This window comes from Stenotrophomonas sp. NPDC047960 (assembly GCF_043204395.1).
Lineage (GTDB): Bacteria > Pseudomonadota > Gammaproteobacteria > Xanthomonadales > Xanthomonadaceae > Stenotrophomonas.
Window position 1 is genome coordinate 175,281 of sequence record NZ_JBIDBX010000003.1, and the last position, 20,468, is coordinate 195,748.

The 20,468-nt window shown below is 68.8% G+C and carries 8 protein-coding genes; 4 read left to right on the top strand and 4 right to left on the bottom strand.

The genetic code is table 11. The features are described from left to right. Nucleotides 1-27: 27 nt before the first annotated feature. Complete coding sequence (locus ACGFZ3_RS08795; protein WP_392919312.1) at nucleotides 28-8,676, bottom strand: ESPR-type extended signal peptide-containing protein; 8,649 nt, start codon at nucleotides 8,674-8,676, stop codon at nucleotides 28-30. A gap of 448 nt (nucleotides 8,677-9,124) precedes the next feature. Beyond that, a complete protein-coding gene (gene purL, locus ACGFZ3_RS08800; protein WP_392919315.1) occupies nucleotides 9,125-13,009 on the bottom strand; it encodes a phosphoribosylformylglycinamidine synthase in 3,885 nt (1,294 codons plus the stop codon). A 300-nt stretch (nucleotides 13,010-13,309) separates the two neighbouring features. Here purL and ACGFZ3_RS08805 point away from each other — a divergent pair, with 300 nt between their 5' ends. The 3 genes from ACGFZ3_RS08805 to ACGFZ3_RS08815 all read left to right on the top strand — a co-directional run bounded on the left by ACGFZ3_RS08805 (nucleotide 13,310) and on the right by ACGFZ3_RS08815 (nucleotide 17,525). Continuing rightward, nucleotides 13,310-15,412, top strand: coding sequence for a glycosyl hydrolase family 18 protein (locus ACGFZ3_RS08805; RefSeq protein WP_392919318.1), 2,103 nt, complete (start codon nucleotides 13,310-13,312; stop codon nucleotides 15,410-15,412). A 127-nt stretch (nucleotides 15,413-15,539) separates the two neighbouring features. Beyond that, the gene (locus ACGFZ3_RS08810) at nucleotides 15,540-15,911 is read left to right on the top strand and encodes a hypothetical protein (protein ID WP_392919321.1); all 372 of its coding nucleotides are present in this window, start codon (nucleotides 15,540-15,542) and stop codon (nucleotides 15,909-15,911) included. Nucleotides 15,912-16,124: 213 nt separating this feature from the next. After that, a complete protein-coding gene (locus ACGFZ3_RS08815) occupies nucleotides 16,125-17,525 on the top strand; it encodes a hypothetical protein (protein WP_392919324.1) in 1,401 nt (466 codons plus the stop codon). Nucleotides 17,526-17,611: 86 nt separating this feature from the next. Here the strand turns inward: ACGFZ3_RS08815 and ACGFZ3_RS08820 are convergent, their stop codons facing one another. Next, on the bottom strand, nucleotides 17,612-18,388 hold the full coding sequence (locus ACGFZ3_RS08820) for a DsbC family protein (protein WP_392919327.1): 777 nt from the start codon (nucleotides 18,386-18,388) through the stop codon (nucleotides 17,612-17,614). A gap of 168 nt (nucleotides 18,389-18,556) precedes the next feature. Here ACGFZ3_RS08820 and ACGFZ3_RS08825 point away from each other — a divergent pair, with 168 nt between their 5' ends. After that, on the top strand, nucleotides 18,557-19,447 hold the full coding sequence (locus ACGFZ3_RS08825; protein ID WP_392919330.1) for a hypothetical protein: 891 nt from the start codon (nucleotides 18,557-18,559) through the stop codon (nucleotides 19,445-19,447). A 14-nt stretch (nucleotides 19,448-19,461) separates the two neighbouring features. Here ACGFZ3_RS08825 and xerD read toward each other — a convergent pair whose 3' ends face one another. Beyond that, nucleotides 19,462-20,439, bottom strand: a complete 978-nt coding sequence (gene xerD / locus ACGFZ3_RS08830) for a site-specific tyrosine recombinase XerD (RefSeq protein ID WP_392919334.1) — start codon at nucleotides 20,437-20,439, stop codon at nucleotides 19,462-19,464. Between the last annotated feature and the right edge of the window lie 29 nt (nucleotides 20,440-20,468).

Consider the following 20,468-nt stretch of genomic DNA (forward strand, 5'->3'; position numbering starts at 1 on the left):
GCCCCCTCAGGCCTTGCATTGCTTTGCTTACCAGCCGAAGCCGGCGCCGACGCCGACCGAGCTGTCATCGCTGCTGAACGCACCGCCGACGGTGACGGTGGCGCGTTCGCTGAGCGCCCGCTGGTAACCCAGCGACAACGCCGATTCGCCGCTCTGGAAGCCGACACCGACGCCGACGCGGTTCTGCGTGCGGATGCCGGCGGCACTGGTGGCCATGTTGAGCATCGCGGCGTTCATCGCGCCCTGGCGATCAATGCGGCGATCCTGATGGCGCAGGCGTTCATCGATTTCCCCCTTGTAGATGTCGAAGGTGTCGGCCATCGCGCTGTAGCGCTGATCGGTGTAGCTGTTGGCCGCAGCGACACCACCATCGAGCTGGCCCTTGTTGACCGCATCGGTGGCGGCACTGCCGGCGGCAACGTTGGTCACTTGGCGTTCGGCACCGACGGCACCCACCGAAACCGTGTCGGCGCGGTCTGCCACCGAGCCCTGGCCCAGCGCGACCGAGTTGGCGGCCGTGGCGCTGGCCCCCTGCCCGATCGCGGTGGCCGAGGCCCCGCTGGCAACGGCCCCCTCACCCATCGCCACCGACGTGACCGGCGCCACCGCCGCCACCGGCTGCGGGGCGCCGACACTGGCGGCGGTCGGCGTGCCCTGCACGACCGGCGCATCGGCGCTGGCCACGCGCGCGGTATCAGCGCTGGCGGTGCTGTCGGTGCTGGCGGCCGTGGTCGCTGCCGTCTCGGCCGCTTCGGGAGCGTCGGCAACGCGCGCGGTGGACGCCGACGCGGTGCGCGCGCGCGCCACGGTGCTGCCGCCACCGGCCACACGCTGGTCGAGGTCGCTGACCTTGGCATCCAGCGCGCCCAGCGCATCACCCACGTTGTTGTAGGTGGTGCCCTGGATCACGTAGTTGGGCGCGACGAACACGCCCTGCATGCCGACGCTGGCGCCGCCGCCGAGGAAACTGGCGGTATCGGTCAGCGCCTGGAACAGCTGGCCGCCGTTGACGGCCTGGCGGCTGCCGCTGGCGATCGAACCGGTGGCGACGTTGTCCAGCGTGGTGCCGTCCAGACCGGACAGCGTGAGCGTATCGCGGCTGCTGTTGTCGTAGGTCAGCGCATTGGCGGTGACGTTCTCCACCGAGCCGATGCGGTCGTCGATGTCACCCACCCGGGTTTCCACTGCGCCCACGCGCTGGTTGGTGGTGTTGAGCTGGCCGCCGGTGACTGCATCGGTACTGCCGGCCGCGACACGCCCGGCCGCGACGTTGACGATGCGGCGGGTGGCCGGCGAATCGGTGCCGTTGCCGCCGCCAACTGAAACCACGTTGGCTTCCACCGCACGCGAGCCCGCGCCCAGTGCCACCGAATTGGCTCCGGATGCGCCGGCACTGGCGCCGATGGCGATGCCGTTGGCGCCATTGCTGACGAACGCACCGTTGCCGATGGCCACGCCATTGGTCGCATTGGTCGAGGCCAGACGGCCGAGCACCGTGCTGTTGTCGCCGCGTGCCGAGGCATCGGCGCCCACGGCCGTCGCGCCGGTGGCCGAGGCGGTTGCCGCGCTGCCCAGCGCGCTGCTGCGGGTGCCACTGGCGGTGGCGCCGGAACCGGCCGCCAGCGCATCGGTACCGCTTGCTGTGGCAACGCCGCTGCCGCTGGCCTGGAAGCGCTGGCCAACCGCATCTGCGGTGGCAGCCACGCTGTCCAGCTGTGCCTTGTTGACCGCGTCATTGGCGTTTACCGCCGCACCGACGTTGGTGATGCGGCGCGTCGCCGGACCGGTGGTGCCGTTGCCGCCACCGACCGACACCACATTGGCTTCCGTGGCACGCGAGCCCGCGCCCAGCGCCACGCTGCCGGTGCCGCTGGCCCAGGCGCTCTTGCCCAGCGCGGTGGCGTTGATGCCGCTGTAGGCGTAGCTGTCCTGGCCGATGGCAGTGGAGCCCGCCGAAGTGGCCCAGGCCAGCTGCCCCACGGCGGTGGTCTGTGCGGCCGTTGCCCAGGCACTGGCGCCGCCGGCGAAGCTGTTGGCCCCGCTGGCCTGGGCGCTGTTGCCGATGGCGATACCGTACGCGCCCGAGGCGGTACTGCCCCAGCCGAACGCAGAGGCGTAATCGCCGCTGGCTTCGGCGCCGTAGCCCAGCGCGGTGGTACGCACCCCGCTGGCGGCACTGAACGCGCCGACAGCGGTGCTGTAGTCGCTGCCGGCTTCGGCGCTGTAGCCGAAGGCCGACGACTGCACCCCGGCCGAGGAAGCGCCGGCACCGCTGGCGGTGCTGAACGCGCCGGCGGCCTGCGCGCCGGCACCCAGTGCAGTGGCGCCGGTGCCGCTGGCAGCAGTTGCCTTGTCCAGCAGCACGTTGCCGTTGGCATCTTCGTAGTACAGCGAACCACCGATGGCGGTGGCCGAATCGGCGGTGGCCGACGCGTTGTAGCCCGACGCCGACGCATAGCGACCCGACGCCAGCGAACCGCTGCCGTAGGCCGACGCACCGGTGCCGAACGCGTTGGACGCTTCGCCTGCGGCGGTGGCGTAGGTGCCATCGACGTAGCTGCCCACGTCATCGCCGTTGCCGCTGCCGGAGGCCTTGAAGTAGCGGTTGGTTTCCTCGGCAGTGTCGGCCACGGCGTTGAGCTGGTCGAGATTGACCGCGTCGGTGCCTTCGGTGCCTTCGGCCACGTTGGTGATCTGCCGCTGCGCGGTGGCGGTGCCTACCGAGACGCTGTTATCGCGGTCCGCGCTGGAGCCTGCGCCCAGGGCGACGCTGTTCACGCCGGTGGCCGTTGCGCTTTCACCCAGCGCGGTGGCGCTGGCCGCATCGGCCCACGCATTCCAGCCGACGGCGGTGGCGTAGTCGTCGGTGGCCCAGGCACCCGCACCAAAGGCCGAGGCCCCGGTGCCCGACGCGCGCGCGGGGATGAAGCCGAAGAACGTGCTGCCGCCAACGGCGACACTTTCGTCGCCGGTGGCTTCACTGAACTCACCCACCGCAACCGCGCTGGCACCGGAGGCGGTAGCCGCTGCGCCGACGGCGGTGGCGTAGGCATTGGACGCAACCGCGCCGTAACCCAGTGCCGACGACCATTCGCCCGTGGCTTCACTGTAGCCACCGAACGCCGACGCACCGGCTTCAGACGCCGTGGAACGGAAACCGTTGGCGGTGGCCTGCTGGCCCGACGCGATGGCTTCACTGCCGCCGGCCGTGCTGTACGCACCAGAGGCCTGCGCACCGGCGCCCACAGCGCTGGCACCGATCTCGGTGGCGGCGGCACCGTTGCCGATGGCCACGCTGTTTTCGCCGGTCGCCTGGGCCTCGCTGCCCAGCGCCGCCGCACCTTCTCCGCTGGCGAGCGCGTTGAAGCCGATGGCGGTGGCGTTGTTGGCGAGCGCGTTGGCACCGCTGCCGAGTGCACTGGCGCCATCGCCGATCGCGTTGGACGCTTCACCCGCCGCCAGTGCGTTGTCGCCTTCGACATAGGCACCGGCATCGCTGTCGTCGCTGCCGCTGGCCTGGAAGTATTTGCTGGTGGTTTCAGCCACCGCAGCCACTTCCTTCAGCTGTGCCACGTTCACTGCATCGGTGTCTTCGGTACCGGCCCCCACGTTGGTGATCTGGCGATCGATGGCGTCATGCACCACGCCGGCCGCATCGGTCCAGGCTTCGGCCGCGCCCACCGATACCGTGTTGGCACGGTCGGCCAGCGTGCCGGCGCCGAGCGCGACACTGTTTTCGGCGTCCTTGGTGGTCCAGGTGTTGCTGCCCACGACGGTCGAGTTCAGCGCCTGCCCGTAGCTGTTATAGCCGACCACGGTGGCACCGTCTTCGGTGGCCCAGGCTTCGCTGCCGATGGCCGTGGTCTGGATGCCCTGGCTTGCGCTGTTGGCGTCGGCACCGGCCAAGGCGTTGAAGCCCACCGCCACGCCGTTCTGTGCGGTGGCCGCGTTGTTGCCCAGCGCCACGCCGTACTCGCCGGCATTGGCCTGCACGCCGAACGCGGCACCGGCTACGTTGGCGCGCGTGCCCTGGCCCACTGCGGTGGCTACTTCGTCCGCATAGCTGTAGGTACCGATCGCGGTGCCGAAGAAGGCAGCCGTGGCGCCTGCACCAAACGCACTGGCCGCCCAGCCGTCGGCGGTGGCGAAGTTGCCGATGGCGGTGGCTTCGCGGCCCAGCGCCCACGCGCCGTACCCGACGGCGGTGGAGGCCAGGCCACTGGCTTCCGAACCGGCGCCGATGGCGACCGCCCCGAAGCCCTGCGACAGCGCACCGCCGCCAATGGCGATGGCCGCGCCGCCACTGGCGGTGCTCAGGTCACCCACTGCAACCGCACCTGCGCCGGAGCTGGCGGCATTGCTGCCCACCGCCACGGCATTGTCTGCGGTGGCAGTGGCGTTGAAGCCGACGGCGGTGGCTTCGTTGGCCACCACCGTGCTGCCTGCACCCAGCGCGGTGGCACCATTGCCGATGGCATTGCTGGCTTCACCGGCCGCCAGCGCGTCGTCGCCGTCGACGAACGCACCGGCATCGCTGGCATCGCTGCCGCTGGCCTGGAAGTACTTGCTGGTGGTGGTCGCGGTATCGGCGACCGCGTTGAGCTGATCAAGGTTCACCGCATCGGTGCCTTCGGTACCGGCGGCCACGTTGGTGATCTGGCGTTCGCTGCCGGCACTGCCGACCGACACGCTGTCATCCCGGTCAGCGATGGAATCCGCACCGAGCGCTACGCTGTTCTCGCCTTCGGAGGTGGCGGCATTGCCCAGTGCGGTGCTGTTCAAGCCGGGCGACCATGCACCACCGCCCACGGCGGTGGAGTAGTTGCCGGAGGCTTCGGTCGGCAGCAGGCCGAACAGCGCCCCACCGATGGCCACGCTGTTGGTGCCGCTGGCCAGGCTGCCCTGGCCGGTGGCGGTGCTGTACGCGCCGCTGGCTTCGGCGTCCCCGCCGAGCGCCACGCTGTTGGAGCCGGTGGCCTGGGCAAAGCTGCCCAGCGCGGTGGCGTTGAAGGCGGTGGCTGCCGCGTAACCGCCGATCGCGGTGGTGTAGCCGGCGGTGGCTTCCGAGGCGAAGCCGTAGCCCGCCGACAGCGTGCCGCTGACCACGCTTTCCGCGCCGACCGCCGTGGCGCCCGAGCCGCTGGCGGTGCTGTAGTAGCCGAGCGCCACCGATTCTTCACCGGCGGCTTCGGACAGCGCGCCGCTGGCGAGGCTGCCTGCGCCGGAGGCGATGCTGGCCGCACCGTTGGCGGTGCTCTGCTCGCCCGACGCCAGGCTTTCGGCACCAGTGGCGGTAGCGTATTCGGCGGTGGCCTGCGCATCTGCGCCGGTGGCCGTGGCATTGCCTGCGCTGGCCAGCGCATTCAAACCAACAGCGGTGGCTCCATCGGCGAGCGCGAACGCACCACTACCGACTGCAGAAGCGCCGGTGCCGCTGGCGAAGCTGCTGGAACCCACTGCCGTGGCGTAATCGCCATCGGTGGCCGCGTTGGAACCGGCGGCCACGCTTTCCTCGCCACCGGCCACGGCAACGCCATCACCCGTGGCCTGGAACCTCTCCGTGGCGGCCGTGAGCTGATCCACGTTCACGGCATCGGTGCCTTCGGTACCGGCGGCGACCTGGGTGATCTGGCGCTGCTGGTCGTCGTTGCCGACCGACACCGTGTAGGCACGGTCGGCGCGTGCGCCGGCGCCCAGCGCCACCGCGTTGGCGGCACTGGCGTTGCTGCCGGCACCGACGCCGATCGCGCTTTCACCGCCGGCCACCACGTTGGTGCCGATGGCGATGGTGTTGATGCTGTTGCCCAGTGCCTGGTAACCCACAGCGACGCTGTTGTCGCCGTACCCGAACGCGCCACGGCCGAGTGCGGTGGCGCTGTTGCCACGCGCCCAGCTGTTGTAGCCGACCGACGTGGCACCGCTGCCATCGGCCCACGCCGCATAGCCCACCGCAGTGGCATTGGCGTCGGTGGCCCACGCGCTGGAACCGAACGCGGTGGCGCCGTCGCTGGTAGCCCATGCATAGGCGCCGGTGGCGGTACTTTCGCTGCCGCTGGCGAAGGCGTTGTCGCCCTGCGCAACGCTGTACTCGCCGGTGGCGCGCGACTTGTAGCCCTGCGCCAGGCTGTTGTCGCCCGTGGCCTGTGCGCCGCTGCCGTAGGCGTTGCTGAGCGCGCCGGTGGCCTGCGCGCCCGCACCGACGGCGACGGCATCCTGCGCGGCGGTGGTACCGACCGTCACCGCATTGCCGTCGGCATCGACGATCGGCGAGTTGTACTGGTCATAGGCCTGGCCCACGCCACCGATGGCGACGCTGCCGTTGCCGGTGGCGGCGACGTTGCGGCCCACGGCCACCGTGTCATCGCCCACTGCGGAGGCACCGTTGCCCACCGAGGTGGCACCGGACCCGATGGCATTGCTGGCCTCGCCTGCGGCCAGCGCGCCATCGCCATCGGCGAAGGCGCCCACGTCGCTGTCCTGCGAGGAATTGGCCTTGAACCGGTAGGCGGTCGCGTCGGCCGTCGCGGCGACCGCGTCCAGCTGCGCCTTGTTGACCGCGTCGGTGTCCTCGCTGCCGGCGGCAACGTGGGTGATCTGGCGTTCGTTGCCGACATCGCCGACCGACACCGTGTTGTCGCGCACGGCCGTGGAGTTGGCACCGAGGGCAACGCTGTTGGCACCGCGTGCGGTGCTGTAGAAGCCGACGGCCGTGCTCAGTTCACCGCTGGCCCAGCTTTCCGCGCCGAGTGCGGAGGCGCCTTCGCCCGGGGCGTAGGCGAAGTAGCCCACGGCAGTGGCTTCGGTGCCGGACGCTTCGCTGAGCGTGCCGTTGGCCACTGCGTAATCGCCGCTGGCGATCGCGCCGGCACCAACGGCCGTGGCCGCCTCGCCACTGGCCTGGGTCTGCACGAAGAAGCCCAGTCCTGGAATCAGGTCGGCCGGGCCGCCGACGGCGGTGCTGCTGGTGCCGGCGGCCACGCTCTGGGTGCCCACGGCGGTGGCGTAATCGCCGGTGGCGTTGGCCACCGCACCGAAGGCGGAGGACTGTGCACCGGCTGCGTACGCGCCGACGCCGTACGACGACGCCGCGAAACCGGACGCTTCAGCGCTCGCACCAACGGCGGTACCTCCGACGCCGGCACTGGTAGCGCCGGTATCGACCGGCACGCCACCGTTGGTGATCAGCGGGTTGCCCTCTTCATCGACGGCGGCGCCGCCGACGGCAACGCTGCCCGGGCCGTTGGCCTGCGCGTTGGTGCCGAAGGCCGCGCTGTTCTGGCCGCTGGCCAGCGCGTTGTAGCCCACGGCGGTCGCATTCTGCGCCACCGCGTTCGCGCCGCTGCCGAGCGCGGTGGTGCCGGTGCCAAGTGCATTGGTGGCTTCGCCCACGGCGGTGGCGTTGTCGCCGTCGGCAAACGCACCCGCGTCGCTGTCGGCGCTCCCGGTGACCTGCACGTACTTCGCCGTGGTGCCTGCCACCTCGCCCACTTCGTCCAGCTGGGCCTTGTTTACCGCATCACCGGCTTCGGTGCCGGCGGCGACGTGGGTGATCTGCCGCTCCAGGCCGTTGTTGTTGCCGACCGAGACCGTATCCACGCGATCGGCGTAGGAGCCGGCACCCAGTGCGACGCTGCCGACCGCCACGGCTGCGGAGTTGGAGCCGAGCGCGGCGCTGAAATCGGCAACCGCCGTGCTGAACGCCCCCACCGCAATCGAGGCTTCGCCGCCACTGCCAGCGCCGCGGCCGAGCGAGGTGCTGCCCGCGCCGATCGCCAATGCGCCACCGCCAATGGCAGTCGCACCATCGGCACTAGCTTCGGCCAGGCCGCCAATGGCCGTTGCCGCGCCGTTCTCGCTGGCGGCGAAGGCGGAGGCACCGAGCGCTACATCACCCAGCCCGAATGCCATCGCGCTCTGCCCTACCGCCACCGTCGCATCGCCGATGGCCAGACTGTTCTGCCCGAACGCGCTGCCACCCAGGCCGGCGGCAACGGCGTCGCTGCCGACCGCCGTCGTAGCGTTGGCCAGTGCCTGGCTGTTGCGGCCCAGCGCGGTGGCGCCGTCGCCATCAGCGTTGGCCGCGGCGCCGGCCGCCAGTGCGCCTTCACCGTCGATGCGGGCGGCGTCACTGTCGTTGTTTTCGCCATCGGCCTTGAAGTAGCGCGTCGCGCTGGCAGCCGTGGCGGCGACGGTATCCAGCTGCGCCTTGTTCACTGCATCGGTGGCCGCCGTCCCCGCCGCAACGTTGGTGACCTGGCGCTCTTTGCCGGCATCACCGACTGAAACGGTGTTGGCGCGTGCGGCGCGTGAGCCGGCGCCGAGCGCCACGCTGTTGGCTGCAGAGGCGGTGCTGTTGCTGCCGATGGCCACGGCGTTGGCGCCCGAGGCGGTCGCGTTGCCGTCCACCACGCAGCTGTCGATCACATTGCTGTTGAGCACCACACAGTTGGCGTTGCCGCCCACTTCCACCGACTGCGCATGCGCGTCGGAGATGGCACCGGTCATGCCCAATCCAAGCGTCAACGCGATGGCGGCCGAGAGCACCGCGCCACCTCGCGTGTCGGAAGATCGCCGCCGGTCGATGACCACGCCCGGGGTCTGGCTGCTGGCGAGTTCGGAGGCAACGACCATCTGCCCCAATGCTTTGTTCCAGACCTTGCGATAAATCCGATTCATCGATGCGACTCCTGGTTGGCTGGTTTTGGGCAAAGCGACGCCAACGCCAGGCCGCGTGGCCCAACGTCCCCTGAGGGCGTTTTCCGCTTGATTTACTGCGTTGTGCCGGATGGCGCGCTTACGGCGCGATCAACGAACAGAGAACTCGCCATCCTTGCGGTTGATTCCGAACTGAACGATTGCAAACTGAGAACTCAGTGTTAACGCAGGGTTTTGTTAACGTCAAGACTTTGACGTCAGAAATTGTTCGAACGCGAGATCCGTCACAGATTCGACGCTTCATGAGCGCGTTTTGTTAGTTCAATGTGAGCGATCGTCATCACGCAAATTCACTCCTGTAACGCGATGTAACTTGTTGCTTCATCACAGGTTGAGTCGGCACGCAAAAAAAAACCGCCGGTTATCCGGCGGTTCTTTCACGCAGCTTTCACTACTTCATCACATTGCGTCAGCCGCACCATACTCTTGCGTTGCGGAACATCCGCAGCCACGGCGAGTCGCCGTTCCAATCGGTCGGGCGCCAGCTGAGGTTCACCGCACGCGGGGTCCGCTCCGGGTGCGGCATCATGATCGTAACGCGGCCATCGGTGGTGGTCAGGCCGGTGATGCCGTCGGGCGACCCGTTCGGGTTCAGCGGATACTGGGTGGCGACGTTGCCGTCGCCATCGATGTAACGCAGCGAAACCCGGGCGGCGGCCTGGTCAACGGCGTTGGCGAACACTGCCTGGCCTTCGCCGTGCGCCACTGCCACTGGCAGGCGCGAACCGGCCATCCCACGCAACAGGATCGACGGCGATTCGACCACCTCCAGCAGTGCGGTACGGGCTTCGAACTGCTCGCTGCGGTTGCGGCGGAACTGCGGCCAGTGCTCTGCGCCCGGGATGATGTCCTTGAGCTGGCTCATCATCTGGCACCCGTTGCACACACCCAGCGCGAAGCTGTCCTGGCGGGCGAAGAACGCGGCGAAGGCATCACGCAGCGCGCTGCGCTCCAGTACCGAGGTGGCCCACCCGCGGCCTGCGCCAAGCACGTCGCCGTAGCTGAACCCGCCACAGGCGGCCAGGCCGGTGAAGTCGGCCAGGTCCACGCGGCCGGCAATGAGGTCGCTCATGTGCACGTCCACGCTGCGGAAGCCGGCACGTTCGAAGATGTTGGCCATCTCGATCTGGCCATTGACGCCCTGCTCGCGCAGCACCGCCACCCGCGGACGCGCGCCGGTGTTGATGAACGGCGCTGCCACGTCGTCATTCAGATCGAAGCTGAGCTTCGGCTTCAGGCCCGGCGCGGTGAAGCTGCGCGCGATGGCGTGCTCCTGGTCGGCATTCTCCGGGTTGTCGCGCAGCTTCTGCATGGCGTGGGTGACCGACCACCAGGCATCGAACAGCGCTTCCCAGCGCCACTCCACCAGGCTTTCGCCCTGAAGCGAGACGCGCACCACCGGCGCGGTGGTCGGGCGCGCGATGCGCTGTGCACATTCGGTCAGTGCATGGCGCTCGACCAGGTCGGCGAATGCCGCGCGATCTTCGCGCGCGATCTGCACCACCGCGCCCAGCTCTTCGTTGAACAGGCTGCGGAACGGGTCATCGCCCCACGCGTCCAGGGTGATGTCCAGGCCCTGGCGCGAGGCAAAGGCCATTTCGCACAGCGCGGCAAACGCGCCGCCATCGCTGCGGTCGTGGTACGCCAGCAGCAGGCCGGACTGGCGTGCATCGCGGATCAGTTCGAAGAACGCGCGCAGGCGCTGCGGGTCATCCAGGTCGGGCACGGCCCCGGCAAACGCCGGCAGCGCGCTGTGGTCGGCGTGCACCTGGGCCAGGATCGAACCGCCCAGGCGCTGCTTGCCGGCGCCCAGGCCGATCAGCCACAGCTCGCTGTCAGCGTCGCGGTCCAGCAACGGGGTCAGCTGGGTGCTGACATCGGCCACCGGCGCGAACGCACTGATCACCAACGACACCGGCGACACCGATTTGTGCGCCGTGCCGGCATCGTGCCACTGCGCCTGCATGGAGAGCGAGTCCTTGCCGACCGGGATGCTCAGCTCCAGCTGCGGGCACAGTTCCATGCCCACTGCACGCACCGCGTCGTACAGCAGCGCGTCTTCGCCGTTGTGGCCGGCTGCGGCCATCCAGTTCGCCGACAGCTTCACCGTGTCCAGCGCATCGACCGGAGCGGCGCACAGATTGGTGATCGCTTCGCCCACCGCCATGCGCGCAGAGGCGGCCGCATCCAGCAGCGCCAACGGCGTGCGTTCGCCGATCGCCATCGCTTCACCGGCCAGCGTATCGAAGCCGGCCAGGGTGATGGCGACGTCGGCCAGCGGCAGCTGCCACGGGCCGATCATCTGTTCGCGCGCGGTCAGCCCACCCACGCTGCGGTCGCCGATGGTGACCAGGAAGTTCTTCGAGGCCACCGACGGGTGCGCCAGCACACGCAGGCCGGCCTCGTGCAGGTCCAGGCCACCGGTCTTCAGCGCCGGCCAACGCGGCGCCGGCGGGTGCGCGGTGTCGCGGTGCATCTTCGGCGGCTTGCCGAACAGCACGTCCATCGGCAGATCGATCGGGGCATCGGCCGGGATGTTGCCAACGGTGGCACCGTAGGCGACCACCAGGCGTTCCTCGGCCGTGGCCACGCCGACCGCGGCGAACGGGCAGCGTTCGCGTGCGCACAGCGCGGCAAACTCGGCCAGGCGCGCCTGCGGCACGCCGAGCACGTAGCGCTCCTGCGACTCGTTGCACCACAACTGCATCGGCGACAGCGACGGGTCATCGGTGGGCACCTTGCCCAGGTCGATCACGCCGCCCACGCCGGAGTCGTGCAGCAGTTCCGGAATCGCGTTGGACAGGCCACCGGCGCCGACGTCATGGAACCAGCGGATCGGGTTGTCCAGGCCGAGCGCGACGCAGCGGTCGATCACTTCCTGGCAACGACGCTCCATTTCCGGGTTGTCGCGCTGCACGCTGGCGAAATCCAGGTCCTCGGCGCTTTCGCCGGAGGCCACCGAACTGGCCGCACCGCCGCCCAGGCCGATCAGCATGGCCGGGCCGCCGAGCACGATCACCGCATCGCCCGGCTGCAGCTTCAGCTTTTCGACCTGGACCTGGTCGATCGCACCCAGGCCACCGGCCAGCATGATCGGCTTGTCGTAGGCACGGGTCAGGCCGTCGCCTTCGGGCAGCTCGAAGCTGCGGAAGTAGCCCAGCAGGTTGGGACGGCCGAACTCGTTGTTGAACGCGGCGCCGCCGAGCGGGCCCTCCAGCATGATGTCCAGCGCCGGCGCCATGCGCGGGTTCAGCGCGCGCGGCGCTTCCCACGGCTGCGGCAGGGTCGGGATGCGCAGGTGCGAGACCGAGAAACCGGTCAGCCCGGCCTTGGGCTTGCCGCCGCGGCCGGTGGCACCTTCATCGCGGATCTCGCCGCCGGCGCCGGTGGACGCGCCCGGGAACGGGGCAATCGCGGTCGGGTGGTTGTGGGTTTCCACCTTGATGCAGAACGCCGAATCGACCACCGCTTCGCTGCGGTACTCACCGGTAGCCGGGTCCGGGCGGTAACGCGCCGCCGGGAAGCCGGCCACCACTGCCGCGTTGTCGCTGTATGCGCTGAGCGTGTGCTGCGGGGTGTGCTGGTGGGTGTTCTTGATCATGCGGAACAGCGAATGGGCCTGGTCGGCACCATCGATGGTCCAGGTGGCATTGAAGATCTTGTGCCGGCAGTGCTCGGAATTGGCCTGCGCGAACATCATCAGTTCCACGTCCGACGGCTTGCGGCCGAGGTCGCCGAAGCGCTGGCGCAGGTAGTCGATCTCGTCCTGGGCCATGGCCAGGCCGAGCCGGCGGTTGGCCGCTTCCAGGTCTTCCAGCGCCACCCGCTCCAGCTCGCCACGGGCCGGCGCGGTGAACAGCGCCTGGGCCTGGCTGGCCTCATCCAGCACCGACTGGGTCATCGGGTCGTGCAGGGCGCGGATTACTGCCTCGCGGGCGGTCGCATCGGCCGGCCAGCCGGCCAGGTCGATACGCAGGCCACGTTCCACCCGGCGGATCGGCTGCCCGGCGCCACGCACCAGTTCGGTGGCCTTGCTCGACCACGGCGACAGCGTGCCCAGGCGCGGCACCACGAAGCGGGTGATCGCCCCGGCCTGCTGCGGCGCCAGCGCGGGCTGGGCTTCCAGGATCCGGCTCAGGATCGCCGGATCCGGAGCGGCATCGCCCTCGGTCTGGATGAAGTACACGTGCCAGGCGCCGGTGATGCGCAGGTCGGCGGCCAGGGACTGCAGGCGGGATTCAAGACGTTCGCGGCGGAACGGCGACAGGGCGGATGCGCCCTCGAGGACCATCATGTCCGGGGAACCGTGGTTGGAGACGGGGCCCACTATTGTACCGATCCCGACGGCCCGCTGCCCGGTCCGGCCCCGCCTGCCGCCGGTCCGGGCAAAACCGCGGACGCCTCGAACGGTGCACTGGCGCACGGAATGGACGGGCAATCCATGACAACGTTGCCACCACTCGCCCGGCGCGCCGCTGGGCGGGCCCGCGTCCGCCCCCTCTGCTGTTGCCGGCCTCTCTCACCGGCCCCGGACCTGCTGCAACGCTGGTCGGCACCCTGCCGCCCAGCGCCCACCACCTGATCGGAGTACGACATGGCTGACCCGATTGCGCGCAGTACGGTGACATCGTTATCTCCCCGCTCCTCCGCCCGCCACCGCCGCTGGCTGCTGGCCCTGGCGCTGGGTTCGGCGGCCCTGAGCCCCGGCCTGGCACTGGCCGCCAGCTGTACCGGCGTGCCGGAGTGGAACGGCAATGTGATCTATCTGGCCGGCAGCACCCTGCAGAAGGGTGGGGTGCTGTACCGGGCCAACCAGGACATCTGGAACGCCCCGCCCGACCATCCGGCCGGCGCGCCGTACTACACCAACCTGGGCGCCTGCGACAGCGGCGGCAGCAACCAGCCGCCCAGCGTCAGTCTGACCTCGCCGGCCAACGGCGCCAGCTTCAGCGCCGGCAGCACCATCACCGTCAGCGCCAACGCCAGCGATGCCGACGGCAGCGTGAGCAAGGTCGAATTCTTCCGCGGCGGCACTTCGCTGGGCATCGACACCAGCGCGCCCTACAGCGTCAGCTGGACCAATGCGTCGGCCGGCGCCCACACCTTCAAGGCAGTGGCCACCGACAACAACAATGCCGTGACCTCGTCGGCCACGGTCAGCGTCACGGTCAATGCGGCCAGCAACGACACCACCCCGCCCAGCGTGCCCGGCGGCCTGGCCTCGCCCTCGAAGACCGCCACCACGGTCAACCTGGCCTGGAACGCCGCCAGCGACAACAGCGGTGGCAGCGGCGTGGCCGGTTACGACATCTACCGCAATGGCAGCCTGGTGGGCTCACCCAGCGCCACGCAGTACACCGATGGCGGCCTCACCGCCAGCACCAGCTACACCTACGCCGTGCGCGCCCGCGACAACGCCGGCAACGCCTCGGCCCGCAGCGCGTCGATCAGCGTGACCACGTCCGCTGGCGGCGGCGGTGGCGGCAACAAGCGCGTCATCGGCTACTTCACCCAGTGGGGCATCTATGGGCGCAACTACCGGGTCAAGAACATCGACACCAGCGGCTCGGCCAGCAAGCTGACCCACATCAACTACGCCTTCGGCAACGTGCGGAACAACCGCTGCGAAGTGGGCATCACCCAACCTTCGGACCCGAACACCGGTGCCGGCGGGGATGCGTTCGCCGACTACACCAAGGCCTTCCAGGCGGGTGAAAGCGTCAGCGGCAGTGCCGATACCTGGGACCAGCCGCTGCGTGGCAACTGGAACCAGCTCAAGCAGCTCAAAGCCAAGCACCCGAACGTCAAAGTGCTGATCTCGCTGGGGGGCTGGACCTGGTCGCGCGGTTTCTCCAGCGCGGCGCAGCCGGCCAATCGCCAGGCCTTCGTGGCCTCGTGCATCGACGCCTACATCAAGGGCAACCTGCCGGTGACCGATGGTGCCGGTGGTGTCGGCGCGGCGGCGGGCGTCTTCGACGGCATCGACATCGACTGGGAGTACCCGGTGGCGTGCGGCATCGCCTGCGGGACCCCGGCCGACAACGCCAACTTCACCGCGCTGATGGCCGAATTCCGCCGCCAGCTTGATGCGGTGCGCCCGGGCCTGCTGCTGACCGTGGCGGTAGGCGCGGGCATCGACAAGATCCGCGTGACCGATCCTGCGGCGTATCACCCGTACCTGGATTTCATCAACGTCATGACGTACGACTTCCACGGCGCGTTCGATCCGATCACCGGCCACCATTCGGCGCTGTTCGACTCGCCGGCCGACCCCTCCACCGGTGACACGAAGCTGTACAACAGCAACGACGCGATGGAAGCCTTCCTCGCCCGCGGCGTGCCGGCCAGCAAGCTCAACCTGGGCATCGGCTTCTACGGCCGTGGCTGGACCAACGTGCCCAACGTCAACAATGGCCTGTACCAGAGCGGAAGCGCGGCGCCCGGCACTTACGAAGCCGGCATTGAAGACTGGAAGGTGTTGAAGAACCTGAACCATCCGATCTACACCGATGCAAATGCGCGGGCCACCTGGAGCTATAACGGCACCACGTTCTGGAGTTTCGACACGCCGGCCATGGTGACCGAGAAGATGGGGTACGTGAAAACCCAGGGACTGGGCGGCGCGTTCTTCTGGGAGTTCAGCGGCGATGACACCCAGGGCACGCTGGTGAACACCATCAGCAATGGGTTGAAGTAAGTCATGCGCGCCCGGGGCCGCTGGCCCCGGGCGTGCTTCATGGCGGATGAGCGCAATCTGAAAGCGGCAGATGCAGGCAGTCCACACACTCCTCCCGGCAACGGCTCACTACCGACACGGGATGCACATGTCCGGACGAATCCAATCCTCACCGCCCTACCGCACACCGCCGCCGGTGCCGCCGCGAATGACGCGTTTCACACCTGGCCCCGATATCGTGTTGACCACGATCGAGAACGGACGGGGGACCGTGTCGCCCACATTGTCTTCCGCCCCCGCACCGTCGCCCGGGCGGCCAGTTCCTCCACCGGCAGCCTGCGAATCCGACGAGGATGTCTGGGGCAGCGACCTGGACGATGTCCAGTACACGCCGGAGGAGCAGAGAGAGTACGACGAACGCTTCGCACGCGAAGAGATCCAGATCGCGAATGCGCAACGCAACTGGCACACCCGCACGGGCGCCCCGCCCCAAGCTCATGACGACGCAGCGCTCCCTTGAGCGTGTTGATTGCCTGATGTCCATTCCCTCCACTACCTCAGAACCGAGCACGTCAATTCCTCGGCAGGCACTCGCGCGCGCCTGGGTTCGCTCAAGAAGAGCCTTGCCGGCTGAACGGGAATCGCCCGGCGAAGTGCGCGTGAGTATTTTATGAAAGTACCCCGCGCCAGCCGCCAAATAATGGCCATCCATTCTTGACGGCGCATTGCACCCATGCGTATTCCCACCGCACTACTGCGCGTTGGCGCTGCACTCGGCAACCAGGCTGCGAAAGACCAGCTCAAGTTGAAGCGAATTTCGCGCGAGGACATTCAATCGTTGAGGAACACCGGCACCTGGGCAGGGGCGCACCCCGCCAGTACAGCGGATGCCCTGCGCGTGTCCGATGGAGGTCGCGGCCAGACGCAACGTCGACACTGCGTTCCCGTATCAGTTTCCAACCCGATGGCGCGCCGTGAGCCGAGCATGGCACCGGTGCTGGCGAAACGTGCCGGACTGAGATCCAACACCAGTTGGCTGCACCACGGCTTCGGCGCACCTCCCCGGAGCGGACGCCCGCCAGCGCCCGACAGCCCTCGAATCCGCGTTCCCCACGATGGCAGAGAACTGCATCCCAAGATGGTGATGCAGCCAAAGGCCGTTCACGGCCCTTTTGACGCAATGACCGACCTCAATCGCCAGGCAAGCGCGTTGATCAATGCGGAACTGGACAGCAACACCATGTTCGGCGAGCGGGAGCCAAGCGAAGGGGTATCGGTGGCATCGGCCCGTGGCTCATTCGTCAACTCTGGACACAACGGAGGCAGCGAAGTGATATCCATCGCCCAGCGCCATGCCTTCCATTCCCCGGTTTATGATCGCGAGTCCGTGGACTTCATGGGCGACGCGCTGGACCTGTTTGGGGAATCCGACGCCGTCACGCAGCGCGATGCTCCTGAAGCGTTGAACGGCGATCTTCTGCAGTCGATGGCGTTCGCCAACGCAAGCGGGCCTGCCGAAATGGAGCCTGCTGAACCGACGTCGGATCGACCCGCTGGGATCCAGCATCAGAACAGCCGCGCCGTCCCGGATGTCACCCTGCCCACCATTGCCGCCGCGGACTATGAAAGTGACGGTTGCAGCCTTTCCGAGCACGACGACAGTGGCAACATCAGTGACCACGCTTCCATCGCGTCATTCAGCGACAGCGGATCCGAGGACGAATGGGATGAGCTGACTGCGGAAGAACTGGAGGCCGCTGACAAGCGCTTCCGGGATGAGGATGAGCAGATGGCGCAGTTCGCGCGCCTGTTCGAGAGACCACACGCGGCTGCTGAGGTGCCTGGCATACCGGCAGTTCCGCCCGCTCCCGTCTACGGGCATGCGGTTGTCAGTCACTCCGTCGATGCGAACGTTGCCAGCCTGTTCCAAGCTATCCAGAAGGAAGGGACGAGGCGGCAGGGTACGGTTATCGAGGTGCCGGACAAGTCCGGTGCCGTGTATCTGACTCCCGCAGAAGCAATTCTCCGGGAGAGTTTGACCTCGCTGGAAAAGATCCATTCCTTCAAGGGGGGCTCGGGCGGGGAGGATTCCGGCAACGATAGCGACACCGACCTGGGACACGACTGGCGGTGATCGCAAAGCGTTCCTGAATCCCGGACATCGAGGCCCGTTGAAGCAGCGCAGATGCCCCGGATGGTTCGATCCGGGGCATCGGGTGGTCAGCGCGCCTGACGCTCCAGCGCCTTGAGCAGCTGCGCCGGCGGCACGTAGCCGCCCAGCTGGGTACCGTCGGCGGCGAAGACCGCCGGGGTGCCGCTGACGCCCACCTGTTGGCCCAGGTTGTACTGCATGGCCACCGGGCTGGTGCAGTTCTTCGGCGTCACCGGCTGGCCCTGCTTGGCGCTGGTCAGCGCCTTGCGGCGGTCGCTCGCGCACCAGACCGAAATCATGTCGGTGAAGTCCTTGCTGCCCGGGCCCATGCGCGGGAAGGCCAGATACTCCACGGTGATGCCCATGCGGTTCAGCTCGGGAAGGTCCTGGTGCAGCTTGCGGCAGTACCCACATTCGATGTCGGTGAACACGGTGAGGGTGTGCTTGGGGTTGGCCGCGGCGAACACGATGCGCTCACCCCGCGGCACCTTGTCCAGCAGTTGCCTGCGGTACGCCAGCAGCCCGGCGCTGCTGGCCGGGGCGCGGTTCTGGATGTCATACGGCTGGGACTGCATCAGGTAGCGACCGTCGTCGGACACGTACAACACCTGCCCGCCCACCAGCACTTCGCGGAAGCCCGGGAACGGCGCCTCGCCGATGTAGTCGGGCTTGAACTTCGGGTCCAGGCCGGCCAGCGCGCTGCGCACGGTCTGGTCGGCATTGGCGTTGGCCGGCGCGGCGTTGCTCGCCGGCTTGGCGCCAGGCTTGGCGGCCGGCGGGGCCGGCTGGGCGCAGGCGGTCAGGCTGAGCGCCCCGAACAGGGCCACGGTGAGGACTCGAAGCATCTGCAGTTCCACGAGAGAAGATCCGCTGATTCTCGCACAGCGCCTCCGATTGCGATGTCGCGGCGGCGGCAGCGCGGGCCCAGGCCGGATCAGCAGAGCGAATCGTGAAAGTGTCCGCCGGTCAGCCAATGCACGCTGGTGGACCCTCCTCCCCCCTGTTCTCTCCACGTGCACGTTCCCCCTTCGATCTCGCTTTCGATCAAGGCCCACCTCCTGGGCCGCACCTCCGCACGCGTGGCACTGGCGGCCGGCAGCGAGAGCGGCACCCACTTCATCCGCGCCATGGAAAGCCTCCAGAACAGCGAGACGCGACTATGCCGCCGCTTCTGGAACGGTCAGCTCACCACGTCCCAGCTGGTCCAGCGCGCGTCGCGCCTGGCCGGGTTGCGCGAAAAACTCATGCCGTCCCAGCGCGTGGCCGATCGCAGCCGTCGTCTTGAACACATACTGCAGAGCTGCGGCGGCCTGCGGCCTCGCTGGGTATCCAACACGGGCGCGCGTGCGAAGTCGTTGCAGGCATTGCTCTGCCCGGACGCGGTGACTGCCCGCGCTCGCGCAGCACTGGCCACCCTGTTCTGGAACGGCGAGCTGGACAACATCGCCGACTTTGCTGCCGCGTTCCGGCTCGCGACCGCCGCCGGCAAGAACGACCCGGAGCGCGCCGCACACCTGCAGCGCGCCGCGTTGGAGCATCTGCATGCACAGGCACCTGCGGTAGGACACGGCCGCCAAGCCGCGTTGCTGAAGGTGTTCGAGGCATTAGTGGCGCCGGCGCCCACGCCAACGCCGCCGCTGCACCCCGAGGGCTGGGTGGCCGGCATCGAGAATCCCGCGCGCCGCTTCAGCGTCGCTTCTTCGTCGCCAAGCCGCGTGTCACGCCAGGATGCCCGGGACGCATGGTGGGAGCGGGCGATGCTGGCCGATGCGGGGTCCAGCTCGGAGAGCGACTGCGACAGCGACTGCGACAGCGACTGCGGGGCAGAATCGGACGACGTCAGCTGCTGCACGACATCGACAGCGGGGTGGGAGCTTGCCGACCCCTCTGAAAGCCATGCCTGAATCACCCTGCGCGCCTAGCCGCGCGGGTGATGTCTGGCATGCAGCTTCTGCAGGTGTTCGCGCGCCACGAGCGTGTAGATCTGGGTGGTGGACAGCGAACTGTGCCCCAGCAGCATCTGCAGCGCGCGCAGGTCGGCGCCGCGGTTGAGCAGGTGGGTGGCGAAACTATGGCGCAACCCGTGCGGGCTGATCCGCACCGGATCGATCCCGGCCAGCACGGCGTATTTCTTCACCAGACCCCAGAACTGCTGGCGGCTCAGCGGGTGCAGTGACGGCTCAAGGAACAGCGGCACCTCGCCGTCGCGCGCGGCGGGCACGGAACGCGTGCCAGCCAGCTGCGGGCGTGCTTCGCGCAGGTAGCGCTCCAGCCAGTGCTGGGACTCCTCGCCCAGCGGCACCAGCCGTTCCTTGCTGCCCTTGCCGGTGACCCGCAGCACGCCCTGGCGCAGGTTCACCGCATTGGCCGGCAGCTCCACCAGCTCGCTCACGCGCAGGCCCGCGGCGTACATCAATTCCAGCATGGCGCGGTCGCGCAGGCCCAGCGGTTGTGCCACCTCCGGCGCTGCCAGCAGCGCGTCGATCTGGCTTTCGGCCAGCGCCTTGGGCAGCAGCCGCGGCAGCCGCGGCGGATCCAGCAGCGCGCTGGGGTCTTCGCTGCGCTGGCCGCGCCGCAGCGCATCGGCAAAGAACGCGCGCAGCGCCGACAGCAGCCGCGCGTTGCTGCGCGGCGACCAGCCGTGGCGCGCGCGCCATGCGAGGAACTCGAACAGGCCGGCGCGGTCGATCCCGGCCAGCCCGCCGCCAGTTCCGTTGCGCCAGCGCGCCAGTCCCTCCAGGTCACGCCGGTAGCTGTCCAGGCTGGCGCGGGCCAGGCCCTGTTCGGCCCAGACCGCATCCAGGAAGCGCTGGATCAGCGCATTGTCGTCCTCGCGCAGCTCGGGCAGGTGCTGCACCAGCTGGCGGCGCGCGGCGGGGGTGGAAGTATCGGCCATGCGCACAGGATACAGGCGGGCCGGTGGCG

Excerpts from the sequence above, each read along its gene's own strand:
- purL (WP_392919315.1), bottom strand. The coding sequence starts at position 13,009 with ATGATGGTCCTCGAGGGCGCATCCGCCCTGTCGCCGTTCCGCCGCGAA.
- ACGFZ3_RS08805 (WP_392919318.1), top strand. The coding sequence starts at position 13,310 with ATGGCTGACCCGATTGCGCGCAGTACGGTGACATCGTTATCTCCCCGC.
- ACGFZ3_RS08820 (WP_392919327.1), bottom strand. The coding sequence starts at position 18,388 with ATGCTTCGAGTCCTCACCGTGGCCCTGTTCGGGGCGCTCAGCCTGACC.
- ACGFZ3_RS08810 (WP_392919321.1), top strand. The coding sequence starts at position 15,540 with ATGTCCGGACGAATCCAATCCTCACCGCCCTACCGCACACCGCCGCCG.
- xerD (WP_392919334.1), bottom strand. The coding sequence starts at position 20,439 with ATGGCCGATACTTCCACCCCCGCCGCGCGCCGCCAGCTGGTGCAGCAC.
- ACGFZ3_RS08795 (WP_392919312.1), bottom strand. The coding sequence starts at position 8,676 with ATGAATCGGATTTATCGCAAGGTCTGGAACAAAGCATTGGGGCAGATG.
- ACGFZ3_RS08815 (WP_392919324.1), top strand. The coding sequence starts at position 16,125 with ATGCGTATTCCCACCGCACTACTGCGCGTTGGCGCTGCACTCGGCAAC.